We start from the raw sequence: 20,135 nt of genomic DNA, 5'->3' as shown, positions 1-20,135 counted from the left end.
CGGCGGGGGCGAGACCAACCCCGTCAACGCCCCGGGCGTACCGTCACGTCGTTGATTTCGGCGTCACGCGGAAGGTCGAGCGCCGTGAGGATGGTCGTCGCGACCGACTCGGGATCGATCCAGCGGGCGGCGTCGTACTCCTTGCCCTCCTGCTGGTGGACCTTGGCCTGCATGGGACTGGCCGTACGGCCGGGGTAGACGGAGGTGACACGGACCCCGTTGGCGTGCTCCTCGTGGCGCAGGGAGTCGGCGAGGGCCTTCAGCCCGTGCTTGGACGCCGCGTACGCGGACCAGTCGGCGTGGGCGTTCAGACCGGCCCCCGAGTTCACGAACACCACATGCCCCCGCGCGGCGCGCAACTGCGGCAGGAAGTGCCGGGTCAGCTCGGCCGGCGAGATCAGGTTGACGTTCAGCTGGTGGCGCCAGGACTTGGGGGTCAGGTCGCCGACCGGGCCCAGGTCGACCACCCCGGCGATGTGGAGCAGGGAGTCCACCCGGTCGGGCAGCGACTGGTGGGAGAAGGCCCAGGACAGCTTGTCCGGGTCGGCCAGATCGCCCACCAGGGTCCGCGCCCCGGGGAACTCCGCCGCCAGTTCCTTCGCCCGCCCCGCGTCGCGCGCGTGCAGCACGAGTTCGTCCCCGCGCGCGTGCAGCCGACGGGCCACGGCCGCGCCGATGCCGGAACCGGCCCCGGTGATCACATGAGTAGCCATGCCCGCCATCGTCGCATCACCGAAGGCCGCGGCTCTCCTCCAGGTACGCGAGCGCCCCCACCGGCTCCTCGGCGAAGAACACCAGGTCGGCCAGCGGCCGGGGCAGGAAGCCCTCGTCCTCCATGCGGCGGAACTGCTCCCGCAGACCGTCGTAGAAGCCCGCCGTGTTGAGCAGGACGACCGGCATGTCGGTGTGGCCGTGCTTCTTCAGCTCCAGGATCTCCGTCGCCTCGTCCAGGGTGCCAGTACCGCCGACCATGATCACCACGGCGTCGGCCTTCTCCAGGAGCAGCCTCTTCCGCTCGGCGAGGTCCTTCGCGATCACCATCTCGTCGACGCCCGGTCGGGCCTTGGCGGCCAGGAACTCCACCGAGACCCCGACGAGCCGCCCGCCCGCCTCCTGCACGCCGTCGGCGACGACCTTCATGAGCCCGACGTCCGAGCCGCCCCACACCAGCGTGTGACCGCCCTTGCCCAGCAGTTTCGCGAACTCGCGCGCGGGGCGGGTGTAGCGCTCGTCGAGATCGGCCGCGGAGAGGAAGACGCAGATTCGCATGGAGCCCACCGTACGCGGGAAGAACCGGCGCCCCGCGGGCGCTCTCCGGGTATGGCTGATGGACACACGATCACGATCGAGCAGGGCACGCGGCGCGTACGGGTGGTCCACGAGGGCACCGTCCTGGCGGAGAGCGAACGGCCGCTCGTCCTGCGGGAGACCGGCTGTCCCGTGCGCTACTACATCCCGGCCGAGGACGTACGGCTGGACCTGCTGACGCCCTCCGACACGCACACGTACTGCCCCTTCAAGGGCACGGCCTCCTACTGGTCGCTCCCGGACGCCGCGGACCTGGTGTGGGCCTACCCCGACCCGAAGCCGGACGTCGCCGAGATCAAGGACCACCTGTGCTTCTACGAAGCGGAGGTGTTGTGAACGGTTAGTTCCGCCGCCCGGTGGCACTCTGTACCGGCATGGGACACAAGACCATTTCAGGCGACGGCACCTCCCTCGCGTACGCGCGCACCGGGCAGGGGCCCGCGGTCATCCTGGTCAGCGGCGCGATGTCGACGGGCGCCACGCTGGCGCCGCTGGCCGAGGTGCTCGCCGACCGGTTCGGCGTCGTCACGTACGACCGTCGCGGCCGTGGCGGGAGCGGCGAGACAGGGCCGTACGAGGTCGCCCGCGAGGTCGAGGACCTCGCGGCGCTGATCGACGCGGCGGGCGGCGAGGCGGCGCTGTGCGGGGTCTCCTCGGGCGGCGCGCTGGCGCTGGAGGCGGCGGCGAGCGGCCTGCCGGTGCGTCAGGTGGCCGTGTACGAGACGCCGTTCGCCGTGCACGAGGGCGGGAAGGCCGAGTGGGCCGCGTACACCGAGCGCCTGGCCGAGGCGCTCGGGCAGCAGCGCAACGGCGACGCGGTGGAGCTCTTCCTGCGGCTCACCGGCCTGGCCGAGGAGATGATCCAGGGCGCCCGCCACTCCCCCCTGTGGCCCGGTATGGAGGCGATCGCCCCGAGCCTCGCCCACGACGCGGCGGTCCTCGGCGACGGCGGGGTGCCGCACGCGAGGCTGGCCGCGCTCACCGTCCCGGTGCTGGCCGTCGCGGGCGGCGCGAGCCCCGCCTGGATGCAGGAGGCCGCGCGGGCGGTCGCGGAGTCGGCGCCCGAGGGCACGTACCGGGTGCTGGAGGGGCAGACGCACATGGTGGAGCCCCAGGTGCTGGGGCCGGTGCTGGCGGAGTTCTTCGGCGGTTAGGGTCTCTCAGGCCACGCCGGCCGTCGCGCGCGTGGTCGTCGCGATCGTCGCCGAGCCGACCACGCGCGTGCCGTCGTAGAGCACGATGGCCTGGCCGGGGGCCACGCCGCGGACCGGCTCGGTGAAGGTAACCCGGAGCTCGCCGTCGACCAGTTCCGCGGTCACCTCGGTCTCGCCGCCGTGGGCGCGCAGTTGGGCGGTGTAGGTGTCGGGGCCGGTGGGGGCGGCGCCGCACCAGCGCGGCTTGATCGCGGTGAGGGCGCTGACGTCCAGGGCGGCGGCCGGGCCGACCGTCACGGTGTTGTTCACCGGGGAGATGTCGAGGACGTAGCGCGGCTTGCCGTCGGCTGCGGGGGTGCCGATCCTGAGCCCCTTGCGCTGGCCGATGGTGAAGCCGTAGGCGCCCTCGTGGGTGCCCAGCTTGGCGCCGGACTCGTCGATGATGTCGCCCTCGGCCCTGCCGAGCCGCTTCGCCAGGAAGCCCTGGGTGTCGCCGTCGGCGATGAAGCAGATGTCGTGGGAGTCGGGCTTCTTGGCCACGGCCAGCCCCCGGCGCTCGGCCTCCGCGCGGATCTCGTCCTTGGTGGTGACCGTGTCGCCGAGCGGGAACAGGGCGTGGGCGAGCTGCCTGTCGTCCAGCACGCCGAGGACGTACGACTGGTCCTTGGCCATGTCGGAGGCGCGGTGCAGTTCGCGGGTGCCGTCCTCGCGGACGATCACCTGCGCGTAGTGGCCGGTGCAGACGGCGTCGAAGCCGAGGGCCAGCGCCTTGTCCAGCAGTGCGGCGAACTTGATCTTCTCGTTGCAGCGCAGGCAGGGGTTCGGGGTGCGGCCGGCCTCGTACTCGGCGACGAAGTCCTCGACGACGTCCTCGCGGAAGCGGTCGGCGAGGTCCCAGACGTAGAAGGGGATGCCGATGACGTCCGCGGCGCGCCGGGCGTCGCGCGAGTCCTCGATGGTGCAGCAGCCACGCGCGCCCGTGCGGAACGACTGCGGGTTCGCGGAGAGGGCGAGGTGGACGCCGGTGACGTCGTGGCCGGCTTCCGCGGCGCGGGCGGCGGCGACGGCGGAGTCCACGCCTCCGGACATGGCGGCGAGTACGCGAAGGGGGCGCTGCGGGGTGTCAGTCATAACTCTTCCAGAGTACGGGTCCGCGGGAACCGGAGCCCACGGGTATCCGTTGACGATCACATGGGGGCGAGAAAGGCATCCAAGGACAGCGACCGGCGCATCGGACGACGGGCGCTGCTGGTCGGCGGCGCGGCCGCCGCCGTGGGCACGGCCGTGCTGGCGCGCGACGAGCTGGGGCGGCTGTGGTGGCGCATGCCCGGCGTGGAGAAGCCGCGCAAGGAGGGCGAGGTCGACTACGCGGGCGCCCAGTGGGTGGCGGCGTCGGAGGCGAACTGGCGGCGCGCGGACCGGCCCGACGACTACGGCATCGACATGGTGGTCGTCCATGTCACGCAGGGCAGCTTCGACAGTGCGGTGAAGGTCTTCCAGGACCCGGGACACGGCGCGGCCTCGCACTACATCGTCGGCAAGGACGGGCACGTCGCGCAGATGATCCGCGAGCTGGACGTGGCGTACCACGCGGGCAACCGCGGCTACAACGAGCGGAGCGTCGGCATCGAGCACGAGGGTTTCGTGGACCGTCCCGAGGACTTCACGGACGAGATGTACACCGCCTCGGCCCGCCTCGCGGCCCGGATATGCGCGCGCTACGACATCCCCGTCGACCGCGAGCACATCATCGGCCACGTGGAGGTGCCGGGGACGGACCACACCGACCCCGGCGAGCACTGGGACTGGGACCGGTACATGAAGCTCGTACGGCGGGAGCGCGCGGCGCTGGCGTGAGCGGTCAGGCGGCCGCCGCCGCCAGCAGGACGACCGCGGGCGGCACCCCCTGGCTCAGGGCGCCCTGCCACAACTTCGGGAAGGAGACCCAGAAGAGGACGGCGGAGGCGATCAGGAAGGCGCACAGGTAGAAGATCAGGGTGCGTCCCACGGTCGTGTCACCGGTGTGCAGCGCGATGACGCCGGCGACCAGGCCGAGGCCCAGCAGGACGTTGTAGACGGCCACGCCGGACCGCCACACCGTGACCTCCGGGGCGTCCGCGGCGGACTTGGTGAGGAAGACGCGCACGGCGGGACGCGTGTAGCCGAAGCGCTCGACCAGTCCCACCACGATGTGGATCAGGGCGGTGAGCGACGCGAAGACCTGCGACACGAGGTTCACGCCCGGATTGTCCCGCGGATGCGCCCCTTATGTCAGGCCCGCCGCGCGGGCCCGTTCCACCGCGGGGCCGATGGCCTTGGCGAGGGCTTCGACGTCGGCGTCGGTGGAGGTGTGGCCGAGGGAGAAGCGCAGGGTGCCACGGGCCAGGTCCGGGTCGGTGCCGGTGGCGAGCAGGACGTGGCTGGGCTGGGCGACGCCCGCGGTGCAGGCGGAGCCGGTGGAGCACTCGATGCCCTGGGCGTCCAGCAGGAGCAGCAGGGAGTCGCCCTCGCAGCCGGGGAACGTGAAGTGGGCGTTGGCCGGGAGGCGGTCCACGGGGTCGCCGCCGAGGATCGCGTCCGGGACGGCGGCGCGGACGGCGGCGATCAGGTCGTCGCGCAGGGCGCCGATCTCCCGGGCGAACCACTCGCGCTGCTCGGCGGCGAGCCGGCCGGCGACGGCGAAGGAGGCGATGGCGGGGACGTCGAGGGTGCCGGAGCGGACCTGGCGCTCCTGGCCGCCGCCGTGCAGGACGGGTACGGGGGTGTGGTCGCGGCCGAGGAGCAGCGCGCCGATGCCGTACGGGCCGCCGATCTTGTGGCCGGAGACGGTCATGGCGGCCAGCCCGGAGGCGGCGAAGTCGACGGGGACCTGACCGAAGGCCTGGACGGCGTCGGCGTGCAGGGGTACGCCGAACTCGGCGGCGACGTCGGCGAGTTCGCGGACCGGCAGGATCGTGCCGATCTCGTTGTTCGCCCACATGACGGTGGCCAGGGCCACGTCGGCGGGGTTGCGGGCGACGGCCTCGCGCAGCGCCTCGGGGTGGACCCTGCCGTACCCGTCGACCGGGAGGTACTCGACGGTGGCGCCCTCGTGTTCGCCGAGCCAGTGGACGGCGTCGAGGACGGCGTGGTGCTCGACCGGGGAGGCCAGGACGCGGGTGCGGGCCGGGTCGGCGTCGCGGCGGGCCCAGTACAGGCCCTTGACGGCGAGGTTGTCGGCCTCGGTGCCGCCGGAGGTGAAGACGACCTCGCTGGGGCGGGCGCCGAGCGCTTCCGCGAGGGTTTCGCGGGATTCCTCGACGGTGCGGCGGGCCTGCCGGCCGGATGCGTGGAGGGAGGAGGCGTTGCCGGTGATGCCCAGGTGGGCGGTGAGTGCCTCTGCCGCCTCCGGGAGCATGGGGGTGGTCGCGGCGTGGTCGAGGTAAGCCATGGTGACGCCGATTCTACGGGCCACGTCGGTGGAGCAGAGGTGCGGGCACCGGGGGTACGGGCGCACGTGGGCGCACGGCTGCCCGCGGCTGAAGCGTGCCCCCGCTCAGAAGCTCCAGGACACCGTGCCGTCCGCCTGCATGAAGGCGATCAGGACCAGGAGGTCGGCCACCCCCAGCCCCAGGCCCAGGTACGCGCGCCCCCGGCGGGCGGTGCCGCGCCACAGGGAGACGGTTGCCAGGGCTATGGCGATCGGGCCGAGGAAGACGTTGAGGACGAGGAGGCCCACGAGGCCGAGGATGAAGGAGGCGACGGCCATGCCGTCGGCGTCACGGACGCCGGTGCGGTGGGTGGCCGGTGCGGTGAGTTGCATGGTGGCTCAGCTCCCTGGGAGAGGTCAGTGGCGGCGGGCGTGGCGCTCGCGGAGCGCGAAGATGCCCAGCCAGGTGGCGATCACGAGGGCGGCGACGGCGGTGAAGCCGAGGGGCGCGTGGGCCACGGTGCCCAGGACGACGCCCAGCAGCAGGAGCGCGGCGACGAGGAACAGCATGGGATGGGATCCCCCTCCGAGATGCGTCTCGTTACATTTGAGTGAACGGTTGTAGCAACACTTGTTCACTGACTTCGAGTCTAGCGCCCCGACGGCTTTGCAATTCCAGAGAACAGTTGTTAACTGTATGGCATGAGTCACACCCTCGGCATCCGGCAGGCCCAGAAGCAGAAGACCCGGCAGGCCCTGCTGGACGCGGCGTTGGCCCTGCTGGAGGAGCAGAGCCTGAGCAGCCTGGGTCTGCGCGAGGTCACCCGGGCGGTCGGCGTCGCCCCCACGGCCTTCTACCGCCACTTCCGCTCCACCGCGGACCTCGGTGTCGCCCTGGTCGAGGAGGCGCTGGGCAGCCTGCACCCGATGATCCGGACAACGGTGTCAGCGGACGGCGACCCGGACGAACGCATAGCGCGCGCCGTGGAGTTGATCTCCCATCACGTAGCCTCGCACACGGCGCACGTCCGCTTCATCGCCCGCGAGCGGCACGGCGGGGTCCAGCCGGTACGGGAGGCCATCCAGGACCAACTCGCCCGGTTCGGCGAGGAGGTGAAGGACGCCCTCGCCAAGGACCCCGTCTCCGACGGCTGGAGCGACGACGACCTGCTGATGCTGGCCAACCTCTACGTCGACCAAATGCTGATGACCGCCTCGCTGTTCCTGGACGCGCTGGAGGCCACCGAGGAGGAGCGCGCACGCGTCGTCCGGATCGCGACCCGCCGGATGCGCCTGATCAGCATCGGCCGCCAGCACTGGCTGGACTGACGCCGGCCGACTCTTCTTCCGGCCGACCCAGTCGGCCCCGCGTCACCGGCCAGCCCAGCCGGGCCCGCGCCACCAGACACACCTGCCAGGATCGCCACCGCCCCTCCGGTCAGCCCAGCCGGGCCCGCCACCGCCCCTTCAGGCAGCCCAGCCGGGCCCGCCGCCACCAGGCACCCCTCGTCGGGCCGCCACACCCCTTCTGTCAGCCCAGCCGGACCCGTGCCAGCTGGCGCGACTGTGCCACCAGGCGGTCCTCGCTGTCCCAGACCTCCGCGTCCTCCTCCAGGAAGCCGCCGGCCAGGTTGCGGGTCGTGATCGAGACCCGCAGGGGGCCGGGGGCCGGGCGGCAGCGGACGTGAGCGGTCAGTTCCACGGTCGGGACCCAGCCCTTGATGCCGATTTCGAAGGCCGTGGGCGGGAGGGCGTCGACCGCGAGGAGCAGGGAGAGGGGGTCGGCGTCACGGCCGTCCGCGAGGCCGAACCAGGCCCGCATCTCCCCCTTGCCGGAGGGCGCGCCGAGGGCCCAGCCGAGGGTGGCCGGGTCGAGCTTGATCATCAGGCGGTCGGCGATGGCCGAGCTGCCGGGGACCGGCGCGGGGCTGTCCTGCGGTCCGAAGCACGCTTCCATCGGCGGGATGGCGGGCGGCAGGGCCGTGGTGCGCACGTCGTCAGGGAGGGCGTCCAGGTCGCCGTAGGAGGCGAGGACGCGGATGCGTTCGACCTCCCGGCCCTGGTCGTCGTACTGGAAGAGCGAGGCCTGGCCGGTGGACAGGGTGCGGCCGGTGCGGACGACGTCGGTGCGGACGACCGCGGGGCCTGGCTGGGAGGCGGTGAGGTAGTGCGCCGAGATGGTGAAGGGGTCGGCGTGCGGCAGGGCGTCCGCGAGGGCCCGGCCCAGGACGGCCAGCAGGTAGCCGCCATTGACGGCGCTGATGATCGTCCAGCCGGCGGAGAGGTCGATGTCGTAGACACCGGGCTCGCGCCGGGTGAGGGCGGTGTCGCGGTCGAACTCGCTGTCGCCGATCGTGGCCCGGGTGGCGGGCGCGGAGGCTGCTTCTGGCATGGCTGAACGGTACAACAGGTAACTACTAAGCGGTAGCTTTTTCAGGCGCACGAAACCCTACTCCTCGCGCACCGTCGACCGCCGGTTCCACGCCCGCGGCGCCCGCCAGTGGAACTTCATCGCCAGCAGCCGCAGCACGAAGGCCGTGACCGCCGCGAGCGCGCTCGTGACCGGGTTCAGCAGGTCGAAGCGGATGCACAGGGCCACCATCGCGGCGCCGACGATCGCCGGGACCGCGTACAGGTCACGGTCCCAGCGGAGCAACGACGGCACCTCGTTGGCGAGCACGTCGCGCAGCACGCCCCCGCCCACCGCGGTCGCGAGCCCCAGGGCGGCGGAGGCGGTGAGGCCGAGGCCGTAGTCGTACGCCTTCGTCGTGCCGGCGACGCAGAAGAGGCCGAGGCCCGCCGCGTCGAAGACGTTCACACCGACCTGGATGCGCTCCACCTGCGGATGGAGGAAGACGACCAGGAGGGCGGCGAACATCGGCGTGATGAAGTACCCCAGGTCCGTGAAGGCGGCCGGCGGTACGGCGCCGATCATCAGGTCACGGAAGAGCCCTCCGCCCAGCGCGGTGACCTCGGCGAGGACGGCGATGCCGAAGATGTCGAAGTTCTTGCGGACCGCCAGCAGGGCGCCGGAGATGGCGAAGACGAAGATGCCGATCAGGTCGAGCGTGTGCTGGACGGACGGGGTGAAGAGCTCCTGGATCACCCTGCCATTCTCACCTGTAAAACAGCCCCCGCCTTACATTGCAAGGCGGGGGCTCGACAGAACTTGAGTTAGTCCTGCTTGTCGGCACTCTTCTCGGGCGTCTCCCCGGCCGTCGCCTCGACCTCCGCGACCTCGGCGGCCACCGCCGCCGAGGTCTCCGCCGACTCCGCGAGCACCTCGTCGGAGACCAGCGCCGCCGCCTCCTTCGCGGCGCTCAGCAGCACGGTCTCCTGCGGGGCCTGGTCATCGAAGTTCTCCGGGTGGTGGCAGGCCACCCGCTGGCCGGGCCGCAGTTCCAGCAGCGGCGGCTCGGTGGTCTTGCAGATCTCCGTCGCCTTCCAGCACCGCGTGTGGAAACGGCAGCCGCTCGGCGGCGCGATCGGCGAGGGCACGTCACCGCGGAGCAGGATGCGCTCGCTCTTGGCACCCCGGCGCTTCGGGTCCGGCACCGGCACGGCCGACATCAGGGCCTTGGTGTACGGGTGCATCGGGGACTCGTACAGCGCGGTGCGGTCGGCGAGTTCGACGATCTTGCCGAGGTACATCACCGCGATGCGGTCCGAGACATGGCGGACCACGGAGAGGTCGTGCGCGATGATCACGTACGTGAGGCCGAGCTCCTCCTGGAGGTTGTCCATCAGGTTCACGACCTGCGCCTGGATCGACACGTCGAGGGCGGAGACCGGCTCGTCCGCCACCACCAGCTTCGGCTTCAGGGCGAGCGCGCGGGCGATGCCGATGCGCTGGCGCTGGCCGCCGGAGAACTCGTGCGGGTAGCGGTTGTAGTGCTCGGGGCTCAGGCCGACCAGCGACAGCAGCCGCTGGACCTCCTTCTTCACCCCGCCCTCGGGCTCGACGCCCTGCAGCCGGAAGGGCGCCGAGACGATCGAGCCGATGGTGTGCCGGGGGTTCAGCGAGCCGTACGGGTCCTGGAAGATCATCTGGATGTCCCGCCGCAGCGGGCGCATCGCGGCCGTGCTCAGCCGGGTGATGTCCTTGCCCTCGAAGTGGATCGAGCCGCCCGTCGGGTCCTGGAGCCGGGTGATGACCCGCCCCATCGTCGACTTGCCGCAGCCCGACTCGCCGACCACGCCCAGGGTCTCGCCCTTGCGCACCTCGAAGTCGATGCCGTCGACCGCCTTGACCGCGCCGACCTGACGCTGGAGGACGCCCTTGCGGATCGGGAAGTGCTTCTGCAGGCCCTCGACCTTGAGCAGCACCTCACGGTCGTTGACCGCCGCGGGCGCCTCGTCCGTCTTCTTCGTCTCACTCACAGCTTCGGCGCAATCTCTTCGGTCCAGATCCGCGTACGGTCCTCGGGCGAGAGGTGGCAGGCGGACCAGTGTCCGGTGCCGACCTGCTGGAGCTCGGGGCGCACGGTACGGGTGACATCGCCCTTGGGGACGTCCGCGTACGGGCAGCGGGGGTGGAAGGCGCAGCCCGAGGGGACGTTGATGAGGCTCGGCGGCTGACCCTTGACCGGGATGAGCCGGTCGGAGGTCTCACGGTCGATGCGCGGCATCGAGCCGAGCAGGCCCCAGGTGTACGGGTGCTGCGGGCGCTCGAAGACGTCGTCCACGCTGCCGCGCTCCACGCACCGGCCGCCGTACATCACCAGGACGTCGTCGGCGATCTCGGCCACCACGCCGAGATCGTGGGTGATGAGGATGACCGCGGAGCCGAACTCCTTCTGCAGGTCCCGGATGAGGTCGAGGATCTGCGCCTGGACGGTCACGTCCAGGGCGGTCGTCGGCTCGTCCGCGATGAGCAGTTCGGGGTTGTTGACCAGCGCCATGGCGATCATCGCGCGCTGGCGCATACCGCCGGAGAACTCGTGCGGATAGCCGTCGACGCGCTTGGCGGGCTCGGGGATGCCGACCCGGTCGAGCATCTCGATGGCCCGCTTGCGCGCGACCTTCTTGCTGACGTCGTGGTGGACCCGGTAGGCCTCGACGATCTGGTTGCCGACCGTGTAGTACGGGTGCATCGCGGACAGCGGGTCCTGGAAGATCATCGCCATCTCGCGGCCGCGCAGCCGGCGCACCTCGTCCGGGTCGGCGGAGATGAGCTCCTTGCCGTCGAGCCAGATCTCGCCGGACATCTGCACGTTCTTGCCGCGCGCGCCGAGCCGGTGCAGGCCCATGATGGCCAGCGAGCTGACGGACTTGCCGGAGCCGGACTCGCCGACGATGCAGAGGGTCTTGCCCTTCTCCACCTTGAAGCTGACCCCGTCGACCGACTTGACCAGGCCGTCGTCGGTCGGGAAGTGCACCTTGAGGTCGCGGACTTCGAGGAACGCGGTGGGCGCGTCGGAGGGGCCCTTCACGGGCTCCCCCACCGCGGCACCGGTCTTGGACAGTTCGGTCACGAGAGCCTCACCCGCGGGTCGGCGGCGGCGTACAACAGGTCCACCAGGAAGTTTGCGATCACGACGAAGAAGGCGGCGAGGAGGGTGACGCCGAGGATGGGGGGCAGGTCGTTGTCCCGGATGGACTGCACCGCGTACTCACCGATGCCGTGCAGGGAGAAGACCGTCTCGGTGATCACGGCACCGCCGAGCAGCAGACCGAGGTCCATGCCGAAGACGGTGATGATCGGGGTCAGCGCGGCCCGCAGCCCGTGCTTGGTCACGACGTTCCGCTCGCGAAGACCCTTGGCGCGAGCGGTGCGGATGTAGTCCTCGCTCATCGTCTCCAGCATGCCGGACCGGGTGAGCCGGGCGTAGATGGCGGAGTAGAGCAGGGCGAGCGAACACCACGCCGGGAAGAGGGTGTTGGCCCACTGCGAGGGGTTCTCGGTGAAGGGGACGTACTCGCGGCCGAAGATCGGCCACTTGTAGGTGAAGAGGAACAGTGCGAGCTGGCCCGTGAAGAACATGGGCAGCGAGACACCGGCGAGGGCGATGCCCATGAACGTCCGGTCGGCCAGCGACCGCGGCTTGAGCGCGGAGATCACACCGGCCGTGACACCGCCGAGCAGCCAGATGACTGCGGCACCGGCGGCCAGCGAGAGGGTCACCGGCAGGCGGTCGGTGAGCTGCGGCCAGACCTCGACGTGGGTCTTGAAGGAGTAGCCGAAGCAGGGCGCGTTGCACTGCGCGGTGGTCGGGCCCAGGTCATAGGTCGCGCCGGAGACGATCCCCTTGATGAAGTCCCAGTACTGGACGTACACGGGCTGGTCGAGACCGAGGTTCTGCTTGACCGCCGCGATGTCGGCCTTCGAGGGGCTCTTCCCGATGTACTGCTGGGCCAGCTGGTCGGCCGTCTGGCCGGCGAGCCGGGGCAGCAGGAAGAAGATCGCGAAGGTGACCGCGGTGACGACCAGCAGCAGGATCACTGCCGCGACCGTCCGGCGGAGGATATACGAGATCACGGGGATCGGCGCTGGTGCCCGCGGGCCGCGAAGCCCGCGGGCACCAATGCCTTCACCTGCCTTCCGGGGCTACTTCTTGGTCGTGCCGATGTTGAGGTAGTCGTACTGACCGCTGAAGGCCGCCGTGGAGACCAGGTTGGTGAAGCCGGCCGGGCGGTACAGCAGGACCTTGAAGTAGGTCAGCGGAACGAGGGCCGCCTCCTCCATCGTCTTGTTGTCGATGTCGGCGTAGAGGCTGTCGCGCTTGGCCTCGTCCTGGGTCGCGATGACCTCTTCGAGCATCTTGTCGACGTCGGCGTTGTCGAGCTGCGAGAGGTTGGTGTTGCCGGACGCGCCGATCGCGTCACTGTGCAGGATCTGCTGCATGAAGCCGTAGCCGGAGGGCCAGTCGGCACCCCACTGCATCATGTGCAGGCCGATGTTCTGCTTCTTGTTGAACTGCGGCACACCCGCGGCGTCGGTGAAGTACTTGCCCGACGGGAACTGCTTGAGGGTGGCGTTGATGCCCGCCGCCTTCAGCGAGTTGATGATCGCGGTCGCCGCGGCGATCTCCTGCGGGCGGTCGCTGCGCGCCGAGATGTTGGTGCTGATCGTGTCCTTGCCGCAGGCCTTCAGCTGCTCCTTGGCCTTGGCGACGTCGCCCTTGTTGTCCGGAGTGGCGTACAGGTCGGACTTCTTGTAGCCCGGGATGTCCGGCGGCAGGACGGTGGTGGCGATGTCGCCGCGGATCGGGCCACCGAGCGCGGTCTGCACCGAGTTCTTGTCGACCGCGTACTGCACGGCCTTGCGGCACTCGACCTTGTCGAACGGCGCCAGCTTGGTGTTGATCGCCATGTAGACCAGACGGCCACCGTAGGTGTTGTCCGTGTTGGCCTTGAGGTCGGGGTCGCCGACGATCTCCGCCTGCGTCGCGGCCTGGACGCCGGTGCCGCCGAGGTCGATCGCCTTGCCGGACCGGACGTCCTGGTCGATGGTCTCGGCGTTGACCTTCATCTTGACGACGATCTTGTCCGGGTACTGCTTGCGCAGCGGGTCGGTCGAGGCGTCCCAGTTCTCGTTGCGGACGAGGACGACCTCCTTGCCCTCCTGGTAGCTCTCGAACTTGTAGGAGCCCGAGGACACGATGTTCTTGACGTAGTCGACGCCGGTGTCCTTGGCCTTCGGCACCGGGGCCGTCTGCGGCTGGGCGACCAGGTAGTCGAACTCCTGGAAGGAGCGGTTGAGCTTGAAGACGATCGTGGTGTCGTCCGGCGTCTCGATGGACGCGAGGCCCTTGTCGCTCTTGTCCTTGTACGGGCCCTTGTACTTGTCGCCGCCCTCAAGGAACTGCTGGAAGTAGTTCGGGCCGAGGGAGAGCACGTCACGCGCGAAGTTCGAGCGCTCGACGGCGTACTTGACGTCCTTGGACGTGATCGGCGTGCCGTCCTCGTACTTGAGGCCCTCACGCAGCTTGTACGTCCAGGTCTTGCCGTCGTCGCTGGGCTCGCCCGGAGCCGAAGCGAGGTCCGGGACCAGCTCGTTACCGGCCTCGCCGGGGCCCGGCTTGTAGGTCATCAGCGGGCGGGCGTACAGCCGGCTGAGGTTGAACATGTACCCGTAGTACGTGTTGCCGGGGTCGAAGGAGTCCGGCACGTCCGAGTACTCGTACGTGACCGTGCCGCCCTTGGCGGTGGAGGCGTTGACGACACCCTTGGTCGCCGCGTCGGCCCCGGCCGCCTTGTCCTTGCCGTTGCCGTCGTTGTCGCCGTCATCGGCCTTGCTGCAACCCGAAAGCACCAGGCTCACGGCACCCATGGCCGCGACCGCGGCCAGTACTGACCTTCGCATGATGGTCTGCTTCCCCTCCATTGTTGGAAACTTGATGGGCTCTCGACGCGGCCGCACGTCAGCGGCTACTGCGCGGGTCGAGAGCGTCACGGAGTCCGTCGCCGAGCAGGTTGAACGCCAGGACGGTGACGAAGATGGCGAGGCCAGGAACGATCATGAACTGCGGATCGACCTTGTAGAAGTTGACCGCCTCGCTGAGCATGCCGCCCCACGACGCCTGCGGGGGCTGGATGCCGACACCGAGGAAGCTCAGGCTGGCCTCGAAAATGATGTTCGTCGGGATGAGCAGCGTCGAGTAGACGATGATCGGGCCGACCAGGTTCGGGAGCAGTTCCCGGAACAGGATGTACGGCCCCTTGGCGCCCATGCCACGGGAGGCGTCGACGAATTCACGCTCCCTGAGCGCCATGGTCTGGCCACGGACGATGCGGCCCAGATACGGCCAGTTGAAGAAGCCGATGATGAAGATCAGCACGGTGATGTGGAGCGGGAGCCCTTCCATGCCGAAGGCACCGCCCTGGAGCGTCGCCGAGATGGCGATGGCGAACAGCAGCAGCGGGAAGGCGAGGAACGTCTCCATCAGACGGCTGATGATCATGTCCACCCGCCCTCCGTAGTAGCCGGCCATCACGCCGAGGACCGTGCCGATCGTGTTGGACAGCAGGGTCGCCCCGAACGCGACGACCAGCGACACCCAGGAACCCTCCAGGATGCGGGTGGCGATGTCCCGCCCGAACTTGGGATCGACGCCCAGCGGGTGGTCCGCGCTCATGCCGCCCCAATCGCCGGTGGGCAGCGAGGTGTTGGGGTCGAGCAGGTCCTGGTTGAAGGCGTTGGGGTCGAGGCCGAAGACGGCCTGGATGGGGCGGGAGAGGATCGCGAGCAGCACCAGCAGGAGGACGACGACACCGCCGGCGACGGCGACCTTGTCCTTCTTGAACCGGGTCCAGGCGATCTGCCCCAGGGAACGGCCCTCGATCTGCCCCTTCTCGGCCCCGGCGAGGACAGCCTCGGACTGTGCCTCGGCTTGCGCTCCGGTGGTCTCGATCGGTGCGGTCACAGTGACCCGACCCCTCTCGCCGGTGGTGACCGGCCTACACCTGCCGTGGATTACGGCTTTGTCGACTTGCGCTCGATCACGGGATCGACCGATCCCGTGTCTGAGTCGGGAGTCTTCAGCTTCGTCACGATCACCCGCCAGGCCTGACGGAGAAAGTATGCGCAACCGTGATGATGCACTGGGGATTCCGTTATCCGAACAGCGGATAACGCCCCTCGGACGGAGGGGAGTTGGGACACATCGGACGTAGTGCGACCTTCGGCGTCATCTACCCGCGCAGAAATGTGTCCGGAAGGTGAACGGCCAAGGGTCCGTCGGAGCGGTCAGAAGCGGGCCGGCGGGTACCCGTACCCGGCGGCGGGTGCCTGGGCCGCGTGGGCCTCGCGGTCGTAGAACGGGCGGGCGTTGGCGCGCATCCACATCGCGACGGGGTCGTACTCGTCGGACATCGCCACCGTCGACACCGGCAGCCCGTCCGGCACGGCGCCGATCGACTGCTGCATCATCGCCCGCACCGAGTCCACGGCGGGCGGGCTGGTGTCGTACACGTCCAGGCCGATGGCGAGATACGGCGCCCCGAGCGCGGGCTGCACCCAGGCGCGGCGCAGGGCGCGCAGGGCCGGGGTGCGGTGGGCGTTCTGCGTGAGCTGTGCGTAGAACTGCGGGATCTCGATGCCGGGTTCCGACAGACGCAGCGGGCCGGCGGGCTGGCGGTCCAGGCCGGTGGCGATGCGGCGCAGATCCAGCCACGGGATGCCGACGCCGCCGCCGGGGGCGTGCGGGTTCAGCCAGAGGCCGAAGTGGTCGGGGTACAGGGTGCGGGCCGCGTCGACGCCGTCGACCACCTCGTACGAACGGTTCCAGCCGCTGGCGGAGAGTTCCTGGGCGGAGGTGACGCAGGGGGCGTAGCCGTAGCCGTCGACCTCCATGTTCCCGTACTGGGCGTCGGGGGAGCCCGCCTGGCCGTGCCACAGCAGCATCCAGACCTGGCCGGAGGAGGGGGTCGCGAGTGCGCGAAGGAGCGCCTCGTAGGCGTCGTAGCGCCCGGGCGTGACCTGGCGCAGCATGTGCTCGACCTGCCCGGCCGCGATGCCGCTGGCGCTCACCTTTACCGCCCCTCATCTCTACGTCGACCGAGCCGTGACCCTAGCTTAAGGCCGCCTTCGGGGGTCGGACTTGCGGTGGGCCTGCGGGTGCGGCTCGGGGTGTGGCCGGTCGCGCGGTTCCTCGCGCTCCGGGAGTCATTGAGCGCGCGTATAGAAGGGCCGTACCTTTGCGCGCATCCACTGCGCCACCGGGTCCTGGGCCGCCATGTCCAGGAGGATCAGGTTGACCGGCCACGGGGTGGGGACCTTGCCGAGGGCCCGGCCCAGGGCGTCCATCGGGAGGGTGCGCAGGTCGCCCTCCCAGTGGGAGAGTTCCACACCTACGAACATCACCGGGTCGGCCGTTTCGATCGCGGCCAGGCAGCGGCGGGCCGTGGTGACCACGCCCGTCGTGGCGAACTCGGCGGAGGCCGCGGCCAGGAAGTCGACGGGGTCGTCCTGCCAGTCCGGTTCGTAGAGCTTGACGCGGCCGCCGCTCGCGGGGCCGTCCAGCGGGGTGCGGCCCGCCCGGCACAGTTCGGCGACGGCCGCGGGCGGGAGCGGGACGCCGACCACGCCGTCCGGGTTCACGGCGATGCCGACCTGCGGGGGCAGACCGCGCGCGAACTCCACGGCCGGGGCGATCGTGTACGACATGTGCGCGCCGGCGACCTGGCGGAACTGTTCCTCTGAGCTGAAGACCGGCACGTACGCCTGGCCCTCGATGGTCAGCGTGGGCAGGTCCAGCGGGCCGCTGTCCGGGCCGCCGCCGGCCGGCAGGGGCACCCAGACGAAGCTGCGGCCGAGCACCTCGATGATCCGGCCGCCGGCGGAGGGCACGCCGAGGGAGGCGGACAGCACCTCCTCCAGCTCGTTGCCGGGCCATCCGCCGTGCGGATGGGGGTGCGCCTGCGCCGGAAAGTCCGCCGGGAGATCCGCCGGGAAGTCCATCTGTCTGACCGCCTGCCGTGAACCACTGATATGGCTGAAAAGGCTAACGCCTACGACGAACGGACTGCCCTCACCCGCCGAATCCCCCGTCGCGGATCAGCCCGTGAACCCGATCCGGCGCAGTGTCGACGCCGCGGAGCGGTCCAGGAGCACCGCCGAGGCGCAGCCCGTGGGCAGTTCGCCCCGCTCCACCGCGCGGAGCAGTCGGGCCGCTGCCCGGCGGTGGCGGAGGAAGGCGTACCGGGAGACGCCGCGGCCGCGTTCGCGTTGGCCGTCGAGGGCCTGGTCGGCAGGGACGTCGAGGAGCAGCAGGTGCAGGATGCCGCCGCGGCGGCGGGCCTCGCGGGCCAGCCAGCCGCGCACCCAGGCCTGCGTGCCGCAGTCGTGCACGACGACGCCCTCGCCGCCGCGCAGGGCGCGGCGCAGGCCGGCGTAGTGGGCGAGGCGGACGAGGGGGCGGTAGAGCGCGTACGGAAGGAAGCCCGGCATGCGGGCCTCCCAGCGGTCGCGGGTGTCCTGGGAGTCGATGCTGACGCCCTTCACGGCCCGGCGCATCAGGGTGGACTTGCCGCTGCCGGGCAGACCGGTGATCACGACCAGGTCGCGGGGTCCGAAGAGCAGGGCGTGCGGGCTGCGGCCCTCGCGCTCGCGCAGGTCACGGACGACGGGTGCCGACAGTGGGGCGCACGCCTCCCTGGCCGGTGCGACGGGCTGCTTGGGCAGCGCGAGTCCCGAGGTCGTCGCGTACGCCGTGGTCCTGTTCACCGTGGTCGTCCTCCCCTGGGGCGGTGCAGCAGAGCCCGTCCCCGTCGAGTGTAAAGAGAAGGTAATGCGGGGTGTCTCGCGTTTTCGTGCGCATACCGCAACAAGCCTGCTACAGGCTGCTGTGACCCCCCGTGGCGGCTGTGCGGCCCCTGTGAAAGGTCCCCCTGCCGCCGCGCAGCGATGCGTGCAATGATGTGCCCGCCAACTGCATACCGGCCGCTTGAATCCGCGCGGGAGAGTTCCCAGCCTCGGCTGGGGCGCCGAAGGAGCAAGTCCCTCCCTTGAATCTCTCAGGCCCCGTTACCGCGCGGGCGAGGCACATCTGAAAAGCGGGCCGCCGTTCCCGGTGGTCCCACCCAAGGTGCAAGTCATGCCCACGCGCGGTCATGACGAACCTCTCAGGTTCCGATGACAGATGGGGAGGAACGACCTCGCCCGTCATGCCTTGGGAGACGACCGTCCGATGAGCAGTACCGAACCCCGCCGTACAGCCCTCGATGCCCTGCATCGCTCACTCGGTGCGACGATGACCGACTTCGCCGGCTGGGACATGCCGCTGCGCTACGGCTCCGAGCGCGACGAACACCTCGCCGTGCGCACCAAGGCCGGGCTCTTCGACCTCTCCCACATGGGCGAGATCACCGTCACCGGCCCGCAGGCCGCGGCCCTCCTCAACTACGCCCTGGTCGGCAACATCGCCTCCGTCGGCGTCGGCCGCGCCCGCTACACCATGATCTGCCGGGCCGACGGCGGCATCCTGGACGACCTGATCGTCTACCGGCTCGCGGAGACCGAGTACATGGTCGTCGCCAACGCCTCCAACGCCCAGGTGGTGCTGGACGCCCTGGTGGAGCGTTCCGCCGGGTTCGACGCCGAGGTCCGCGACGACCGGGACGCGTACGCCCTGATCGCCGTGCAGGGCCCCGAGTCGCCCGGGATCCTCAAGGCGCTCACCGACGCCGACCTGGACGGCCTGAAGTACTACGCGGGCCTGCCGGGCACGGTCGCCGGGGTGCCCGCGCTGATCGCCCGCACCGGATACACCGGCGAGGACGGCTTCGAGCTGTTCGTGGCGCCTTCGGACGCCGAGAAGCTGTGGCAGGCACTCACCGAGGCGGGCGCGCCCGTGGGCCTGGTCCCCTGCGGGCTGTCCTGCCGGGACACCCTGCGCCTGGAGGCGGGCATGCCGCTGTACGGGCACGAGCTGACCACCGACCTCACCCCCTTCGACGCCGGTCTCGGCCGCGTGGTGAAGTTCGAGAAGGAGGGCGACTTCGTGGGGCGCGAGGCGCTCACCGAGGCCGCCGCCCGCGCGGAGAGCAACCCGCCGCGCGTCCTGGTCGGCCTGATCGCCGAGGGCCGCCGCGTCCCGCGGGCCGGCTACCCGGTCGTCGCGGGCGGCGAGGTCGTCGGCGAGGTCACCTCCGGCGCCCCCTCCCCCACGCTGGGCAAGCCGATCGCCATGGCCTACGTCGACGCCGCGCACGCCGCGCCGGGCACGGCCGGGGTCGGCGTGGACATCCGGGGCAGCCACGAGCCGTACGAGGTCGTGGCGCTGCCCTTCTACAAGCGGCAGAAGTAGAAACAGCAGACACTGGGCGTGACGCCGGGCACATTTCCGCTGCTCACGCGTGTCTCCAGCAGTCCCCCCTTCATCAGCACTCCCCCGCGTACAGGAGAATTCAGGCCATGAGCAACCCCCAGCAGCTGCGTTACAGCAAGGAGCACGAGTGGCTGTCGGTCGCCGAGGACGGCGTCTCGACGGTCGGCATCACGGAGTTCGCGGCCAACGCGCTCGGTGACGTCGTCTACGCCCAGCTCCCCGAGGTCGGCTCCACGGTGACCGCGGGCGAGTCCTGCGGCGAGCTGGAGTCCACCAAGTCGGTCTCCGACCTGTACTCCCCGGTCAACGGCGAGGTCACGGAGATCAACGAGGACGTCGTGAACGACCCGTCGCTGGTGAACTCCGCCCCCTTCGAGGGCGGCTGGCTGTTCAAGGTACGTGTCACGGAGGAGCCGGCCGACCTGCTCTCCGCCGACGAGTACACCGCCTTTTCCGCCGGCTGAGGAGTCGTAGACGCATGTCCGTCCTGAACAC

Annotated in this window: 23 protein-coding genes and 1 riboswitch; of the genes, 6 read left to right on the top strand and 17 right to left on the bottom strand. The window is 70.4% G+C overall.

The window, feature by feature from the left end:
• Positions 1–23: 23 nt before the first annotated feature.
• Both ICC28_RS14785 and ICC28_RS14780 read right to left on the bottom strand, forming a co-directional pair.
• Positions 24–722 carry an SDR family oxidoreductase gene (locus ICC28_RS14785; RefSeq protein WP_188289017.1) on the bottom strand — a complete coding sequence of 233 codons (699 nt, stop codon included), beginning with the start codon at positions 720–722 and terminating at the stop codon, positions 24–26.
• A 7-nt stretch (positions 723–729) separates the two neighbouring features.
• Positions 730–1,269, bottom strand: a complete 540-nt coding sequence (locus ICC28_RS14780; protein ID WP_188289016.1) for a TIGR00730 family Rossman fold protein — start codon at positions 1,267–1,269, stop codon at positions 730–732.
• 51 nt (positions 1,270–1,320) lie between these two features.
• Here ICC28_RS14780 and ICC28_RS14775 point away from each other — a divergent pair, with 51 nt between their 5' ends.
• Both ICC28_RS14775 and ICC28_RS14770 read left to right on the top strand, forming a co-directional pair.
• Positions 1,321–1,644, top strand: coding sequence for a DUF427 domain-containing protein (locus tag ICC28_RS14775; protein ID WP_188289015.1), 324 nt, complete (start codon positions 1,321–1,323; stop codon positions 1,642–1,644).
• 38 nt (positions 1,645–1,682) lie between these two features.
• Positions 1,683–2,462 (top strand): alpha/beta fold hydrolase, encoded by a 780-nt coding sequence (locus ICC28_RS14770; protein WP_188289014.1) that lies wholly within the window; start codon positions 1,683–1,685, stop codon positions 2,460–2,462.
• 6 nt (positions 2,463–2,468) lie between these two features.
• Here ICC28_RS14770 and mnmA read toward each other — a convergent pair whose 3' ends face one another.
• On the bottom strand, positions 2,469–3,593 hold the full coding sequence (gene mnmA / locus ICC28_RS14765) for a tRNA 2-thiouridine(34) synthase MnmA (RefSeq protein ID WP_188289013.1): 1,125 nt from the start codon (positions 3,591–3,593) through the stop codon (positions 2,469–2,471).
• A 60-nt stretch (positions 3,594–3,653) separates the two neighbouring features.
• Here mnmA and ICC28_RS14760 point away from each other — a divergent pair, with 60 nt between their 5' ends.
• The gene (locus tag ICC28_RS14760; RefSeq protein WP_188289012.1) at positions 3,654–4,319 is read left to right on the top strand and encodes an N-acetylmuramoyl-L-alanine amidase; all 666 of its coding nucleotides are present in this window, start codon (positions 3,654–3,656) and stop codon (positions 4,317–4,319) included.
• Between the two features lie 4 nt (positions 4,320–4,323).
• Here the strand turns inward: ICC28_RS14760 and ICC28_RS14755 are convergent, their stop codons facing one another.
• The 4 genes from ICC28_RS14755 to ICC28_RS14740 all read right to left on the bottom strand — a co-directional run bounded on the left by ICC28_RS14755 (position 4,324) and on the right by ICC28_RS14740 (position 6,441).
• The gene (locus ICC28_RS14755; protein ID WP_188289011.1) at positions 4,324–4,701 is read right to left on the bottom strand and encodes a DUF1304 family protein; all 378 of its coding nucleotides are present in this window, start codon (positions 4,699–4,701) and stop codon (positions 4,324–4,326) included.
• Positions 4,702–4,728: 27 nt separating this feature from the next.
• Positions 4,729–5,892, bottom strand: a complete 1,164-nt coding sequence (locus ICC28_RS14750; RefSeq protein WP_188289010.1) for a cysteine desulfurase family protein — start codon at positions 5,890–5,892, stop codon at positions 4,729–4,731.
• Between the two features lie 105 nt (positions 5,893–5,997).
• On the bottom strand, positions 5,998–6,264 hold the full coding sequence (locus ICC28_RS14745) for a DUF4190 domain-containing protein (protein WP_188289009.1): 267 nt from the start codon (positions 6,262–6,264) through the stop codon (positions 5,998–6,000).
• A gap of 24 nt (positions 6,265–6,288) precedes the next feature.
• Positions 6,289–6,441 (bottom strand): hypothetical protein, encoded by a 153-nt coding sequence (locus tag ICC28_RS14740; protein ID WP_188289008.1) that lies wholly within the window; start codon positions 6,439–6,441, stop codon positions 6,289–6,291.
• Positions 6,442–6,573: 132 nt separating this feature from the next.
• Between ICC28_RS14740 and ICC28_RS14735 the strand changes: the two genes are divergently transcribed.
• Positions 6,574–7,200 (top strand): TetR family transcriptional regulator, encoded by a 627-nt coding sequence (locus ICC28_RS14735; RefSeq protein WP_188289007.1) that lies wholly within the window; start codon positions 6,574–6,576, stop codon positions 7,198–7,200.
• Between the two features lie 202 nt (positions 7,201–7,402).
• Here ICC28_RS14735 and ICC28_RS14730 read toward each other — a convergent pair whose 3' ends face one another.
• The 10 genes from ICC28_RS14730 to ICC28_RS14685 all read right to left on the bottom strand — a co-directional run bounded on the left by ICC28_RS14730 (position 7,403) and on the right by ICC28_RS14685 (position 18,037).
• Complete coding sequence (locus tag ICC28_RS14730) at positions 7,403–8,263, bottom strand: thioesterase family protein (RefSeq protein WP_188289006.1); 861 nt, start codon at positions 8,261–8,263, stop codon at positions 7,403–7,405.
• 57 nt (positions 8,264–8,320) lie between these two features.
• The gene (locus tag ICC28_RS14725) at positions 8,321–8,977 is read right to left on the bottom strand and encodes a trimeric intracellular cation channel family protein (protein WP_188289005.1); all 657 of its coding nucleotides are present in this window, start codon (positions 8,975–8,977) and stop codon (positions 8,321–8,323) included.
• 68 nt (positions 8,978–9,045) lie between these two features.
• Positions 9,046–10,251, bottom strand: coding sequence for an ABC transporter ATP-binding protein (locus tag ICC28_RS14720; RefSeq protein ID WP_188289004.1), 1,206 nt, complete (start codon positions 10,249–10,251; stop codon positions 9,046–9,048).
• A complete protein-coding gene (locus ICC28_RS14715; protein WP_188289003.1) occupies positions 10,248–11,345 on the bottom strand; it encodes an ABC transporter ATP-binding protein in 1,098 nt (365 codons plus the stop codon). Before ICC28_RS14715 ends, ICC28_RS14720 begins: the two co-directional genes overlap by 4 nt.
• Positions 11,342–12,349, bottom strand: coding sequence for an ABC transporter permease (locus tag ICC28_RS14710; RefSeq protein ID WP_188289002.1), 1,008 nt, complete (start codon positions 12,347–12,349; stop codon positions 11,342–11,344). The genes ICC28_RS14715 and ICC28_RS14710 overlap by 4 nt, the downstream gene beginning before the upstream one ends.
• A 69-nt stretch (positions 12,350–12,418) precedes the next feature.
• The gene (locus tag ICC28_RS14705) at positions 12,419–14,197 is read right to left on the bottom strand and encodes an ABC transporter substrate-binding protein (RefSeq protein WP_188289001.1); all 1,779 of its coding nucleotides are present in this window, start codon (positions 14,195–14,197) and stop codon (positions 12,419–12,421) included.
• Between the two features lie 37 nt (positions 14,198–14,234).
• Positions 14,235–15,236 carry an ABC transporter permease gene (locus ICC28_RS14700; RefSeq protein ID WP_188289000.1) on the bottom strand — a complete coding sequence of 334 codons (1,002 nt, stop codon included), beginning with the start codon at positions 15,234–15,236 and terminating at the stop codon, positions 14,235–14,237.
• A 323-nt stretch (positions 15,237–15,559) separates the two neighbouring features.
• Positions 15,560–16,342, bottom strand: a complete 783-nt coding sequence (locus ICC28_RS14695; protein ID WP_188288999.1) for an enhanced serine sensitivity protein SseB C-terminal domain-containing protein — start codon at positions 16,340–16,342, stop codon at positions 15,560–15,562.
• Between the two features lie 135 nt (positions 16,343–16,477).
• On the bottom strand, positions 16,478–17,272 hold the full coding sequence (locus ICC28_RS14690) for an enhanced serine sensitivity protein SseB (protein ID WP_188288998.1): 795 nt from the start codon (positions 17,270–17,272) through the stop codon (positions 16,478–16,480).
• A gap of 96 nt (positions 17,273–17,368) precedes the next feature.
• Positions 17,369–18,037 carry an AAA family ATPase gene (locus ICC28_RS14685; RefSeq protein WP_188288997.1) on the bottom strand — a complete coding sequence of 223 codons (669 nt, stop codon included), beginning with the start codon at positions 18,035–18,037 and terminating at the stop codon, positions 17,369–17,371.
• A 221-nt stretch (positions 18,038–18,258) separates the two neighbouring features.
• Positions 18,259–18,353, top strand: a riboswitch (glycine riboswitch).
• Between the two features lie 147 nt (positions 18,354–18,500).
• Here ICC28_RS14685 and gcvT point away from each other — a divergent pair.
• Positions 18,501–19,619, top strand: a complete 1,119-nt coding sequence (gene gcvT, locus ICC28_RS14680; RefSeq protein ID WP_188288996.1) for a glycine cleavage system aminomethyltransferase GcvT — start codon at positions 18,501–18,503, stop codon at positions 19,617–19,619.
• A gap of 107 nt (positions 19,620–19,726) precedes the next feature.
• Positions 19,727–20,104 (top strand): glycine cleavage system protein GcvH, encoded by a 378-nt coding sequence (gene gcvH, locus ICC28_RS14675; protein WP_188288995.1) that lies wholly within the window; start codon positions 19,727–19,729, stop codon positions 20,102–20,104.
• Positions 20,105–20,135: the final 31 nt, after the last annotated feature.

The organism is Streptomyces sp. TRM68416 (genome assembly GCF_014596915.1).
In the GTDB taxonomy this organism is placed as follows: domain Bacteria; phylum Actinomycetota; class Actinomycetes; order Streptomycetales; family Streptomycetaceae; genus Streptomyces.
Note: the sequence above shows the minus strand (reverse complement) of the source record. Positions and strands in the feature narration are given on the sequence as shown.

Excerpts from the sequence above, each read along its gene's own strand:
- ICC28_RS14785 (WP_188289017.1), bottom strand. The coding sequence starts at position 722 with ATGGCGGGCATGGCTACTCATGTGATCACCGGGGCCGGTTCCGGCATC.
- ICC28_RS14780 (WP_188289016.1), bottom strand. The coding sequence starts at position 1,269 with ATGCGAATCTGCGTCTTCCTCTCCGCGGCCGATCTCGACGAGCGCTAC.
- ICC28_RS14775 (WP_188289015.1), top strand. The coding sequence starts at position 1,321 with ATGGCTGATGGACACACGATCACGATCGAGCAGGGCACGCGGCGCGTA.
- ICC28_RS14770 (WP_188289014.1), top strand. The coding sequence starts at position 1,683 with ATGGGACACAAGACCATTTCAGGCGACGGCACCTCCCTCGCGTACGCG.
- mnmA (WP_188289013.1), bottom strand. The coding sequence starts at position 3,593 with ATGACTGACACCCCGCAGCGCCCCCTTCGCGTACTCGCCGCCATGTCC.
- ICC28_RS14760 (WP_188289012.1), top strand. The coding sequence starts at position 3,654 with ATGGGGGCGAGAAAGGCATCCAAGGACAGCGACCGGCGCATCGGACGA.
- ICC28_RS14750 (WP_188289010.1), bottom strand. The coding sequence starts at position 5,892 with ATGGCTTACCTCGACCACGCCGCGACCACCCCCATGCTCCCGGAGGCG.
- ICC28_RS14745 (WP_188289009.1), bottom strand. The coding sequence starts at position 6,264 with ATGCAACTCACCGCACCGGCCACCCACCGCACCGGCGTCCGTGACGCC.
- ICC28_RS14740 (WP_188289008.1), bottom strand. The coding sequence starts at position 6,441 with ATGCTGTTCCTCGTCGCCGCGCTCCTGCTGCTGGGCGTCGTCCTGGGC.
- ICC28_RS14735 (WP_188289007.1), top strand. The coding sequence starts at position 6,574 with ATGAGTCACACCCTCGGCATCCGGCAGGCCCAGAAGCAGAAGACCCGG.
- ICC28_RS14730 (WP_188289006.1), bottom strand. The coding sequence starts at position 8,263 with ATGCCAGAAGCAGCCTCCGCGCCCGCCACCCGGGCCACGATCGGCGAC.
- ICC28_RS14705 (WP_188289001.1), bottom strand. The coding sequence starts at position 14,197 with ATGGAGGGGAAGCAGACCATCATGCGAAGGTCAGTACTGGCCGCGGTC.
- ICC28_RS14690 (WP_188288998.1), bottom strand. The coding sequence starts at position 17,272 with ATGGACTTCCCGGCGGATCTCCCGGCGGACTTTCCGGCGCAGGCGCAC.
- gcvT (WP_188288996.1), top strand. The coding sequence starts at position 18,501 with ATGAGCAGTACCGAACCCCGCCGTACAGCCCTCGATGCCCTGCATCGC.
- gcvH (WP_188288995.1), top strand. The coding sequence starts at position 19,727 with ATGAGCAACCCCCAGCAGCTGCGTTACAGCAAGGAGCACGAGTGGCTG.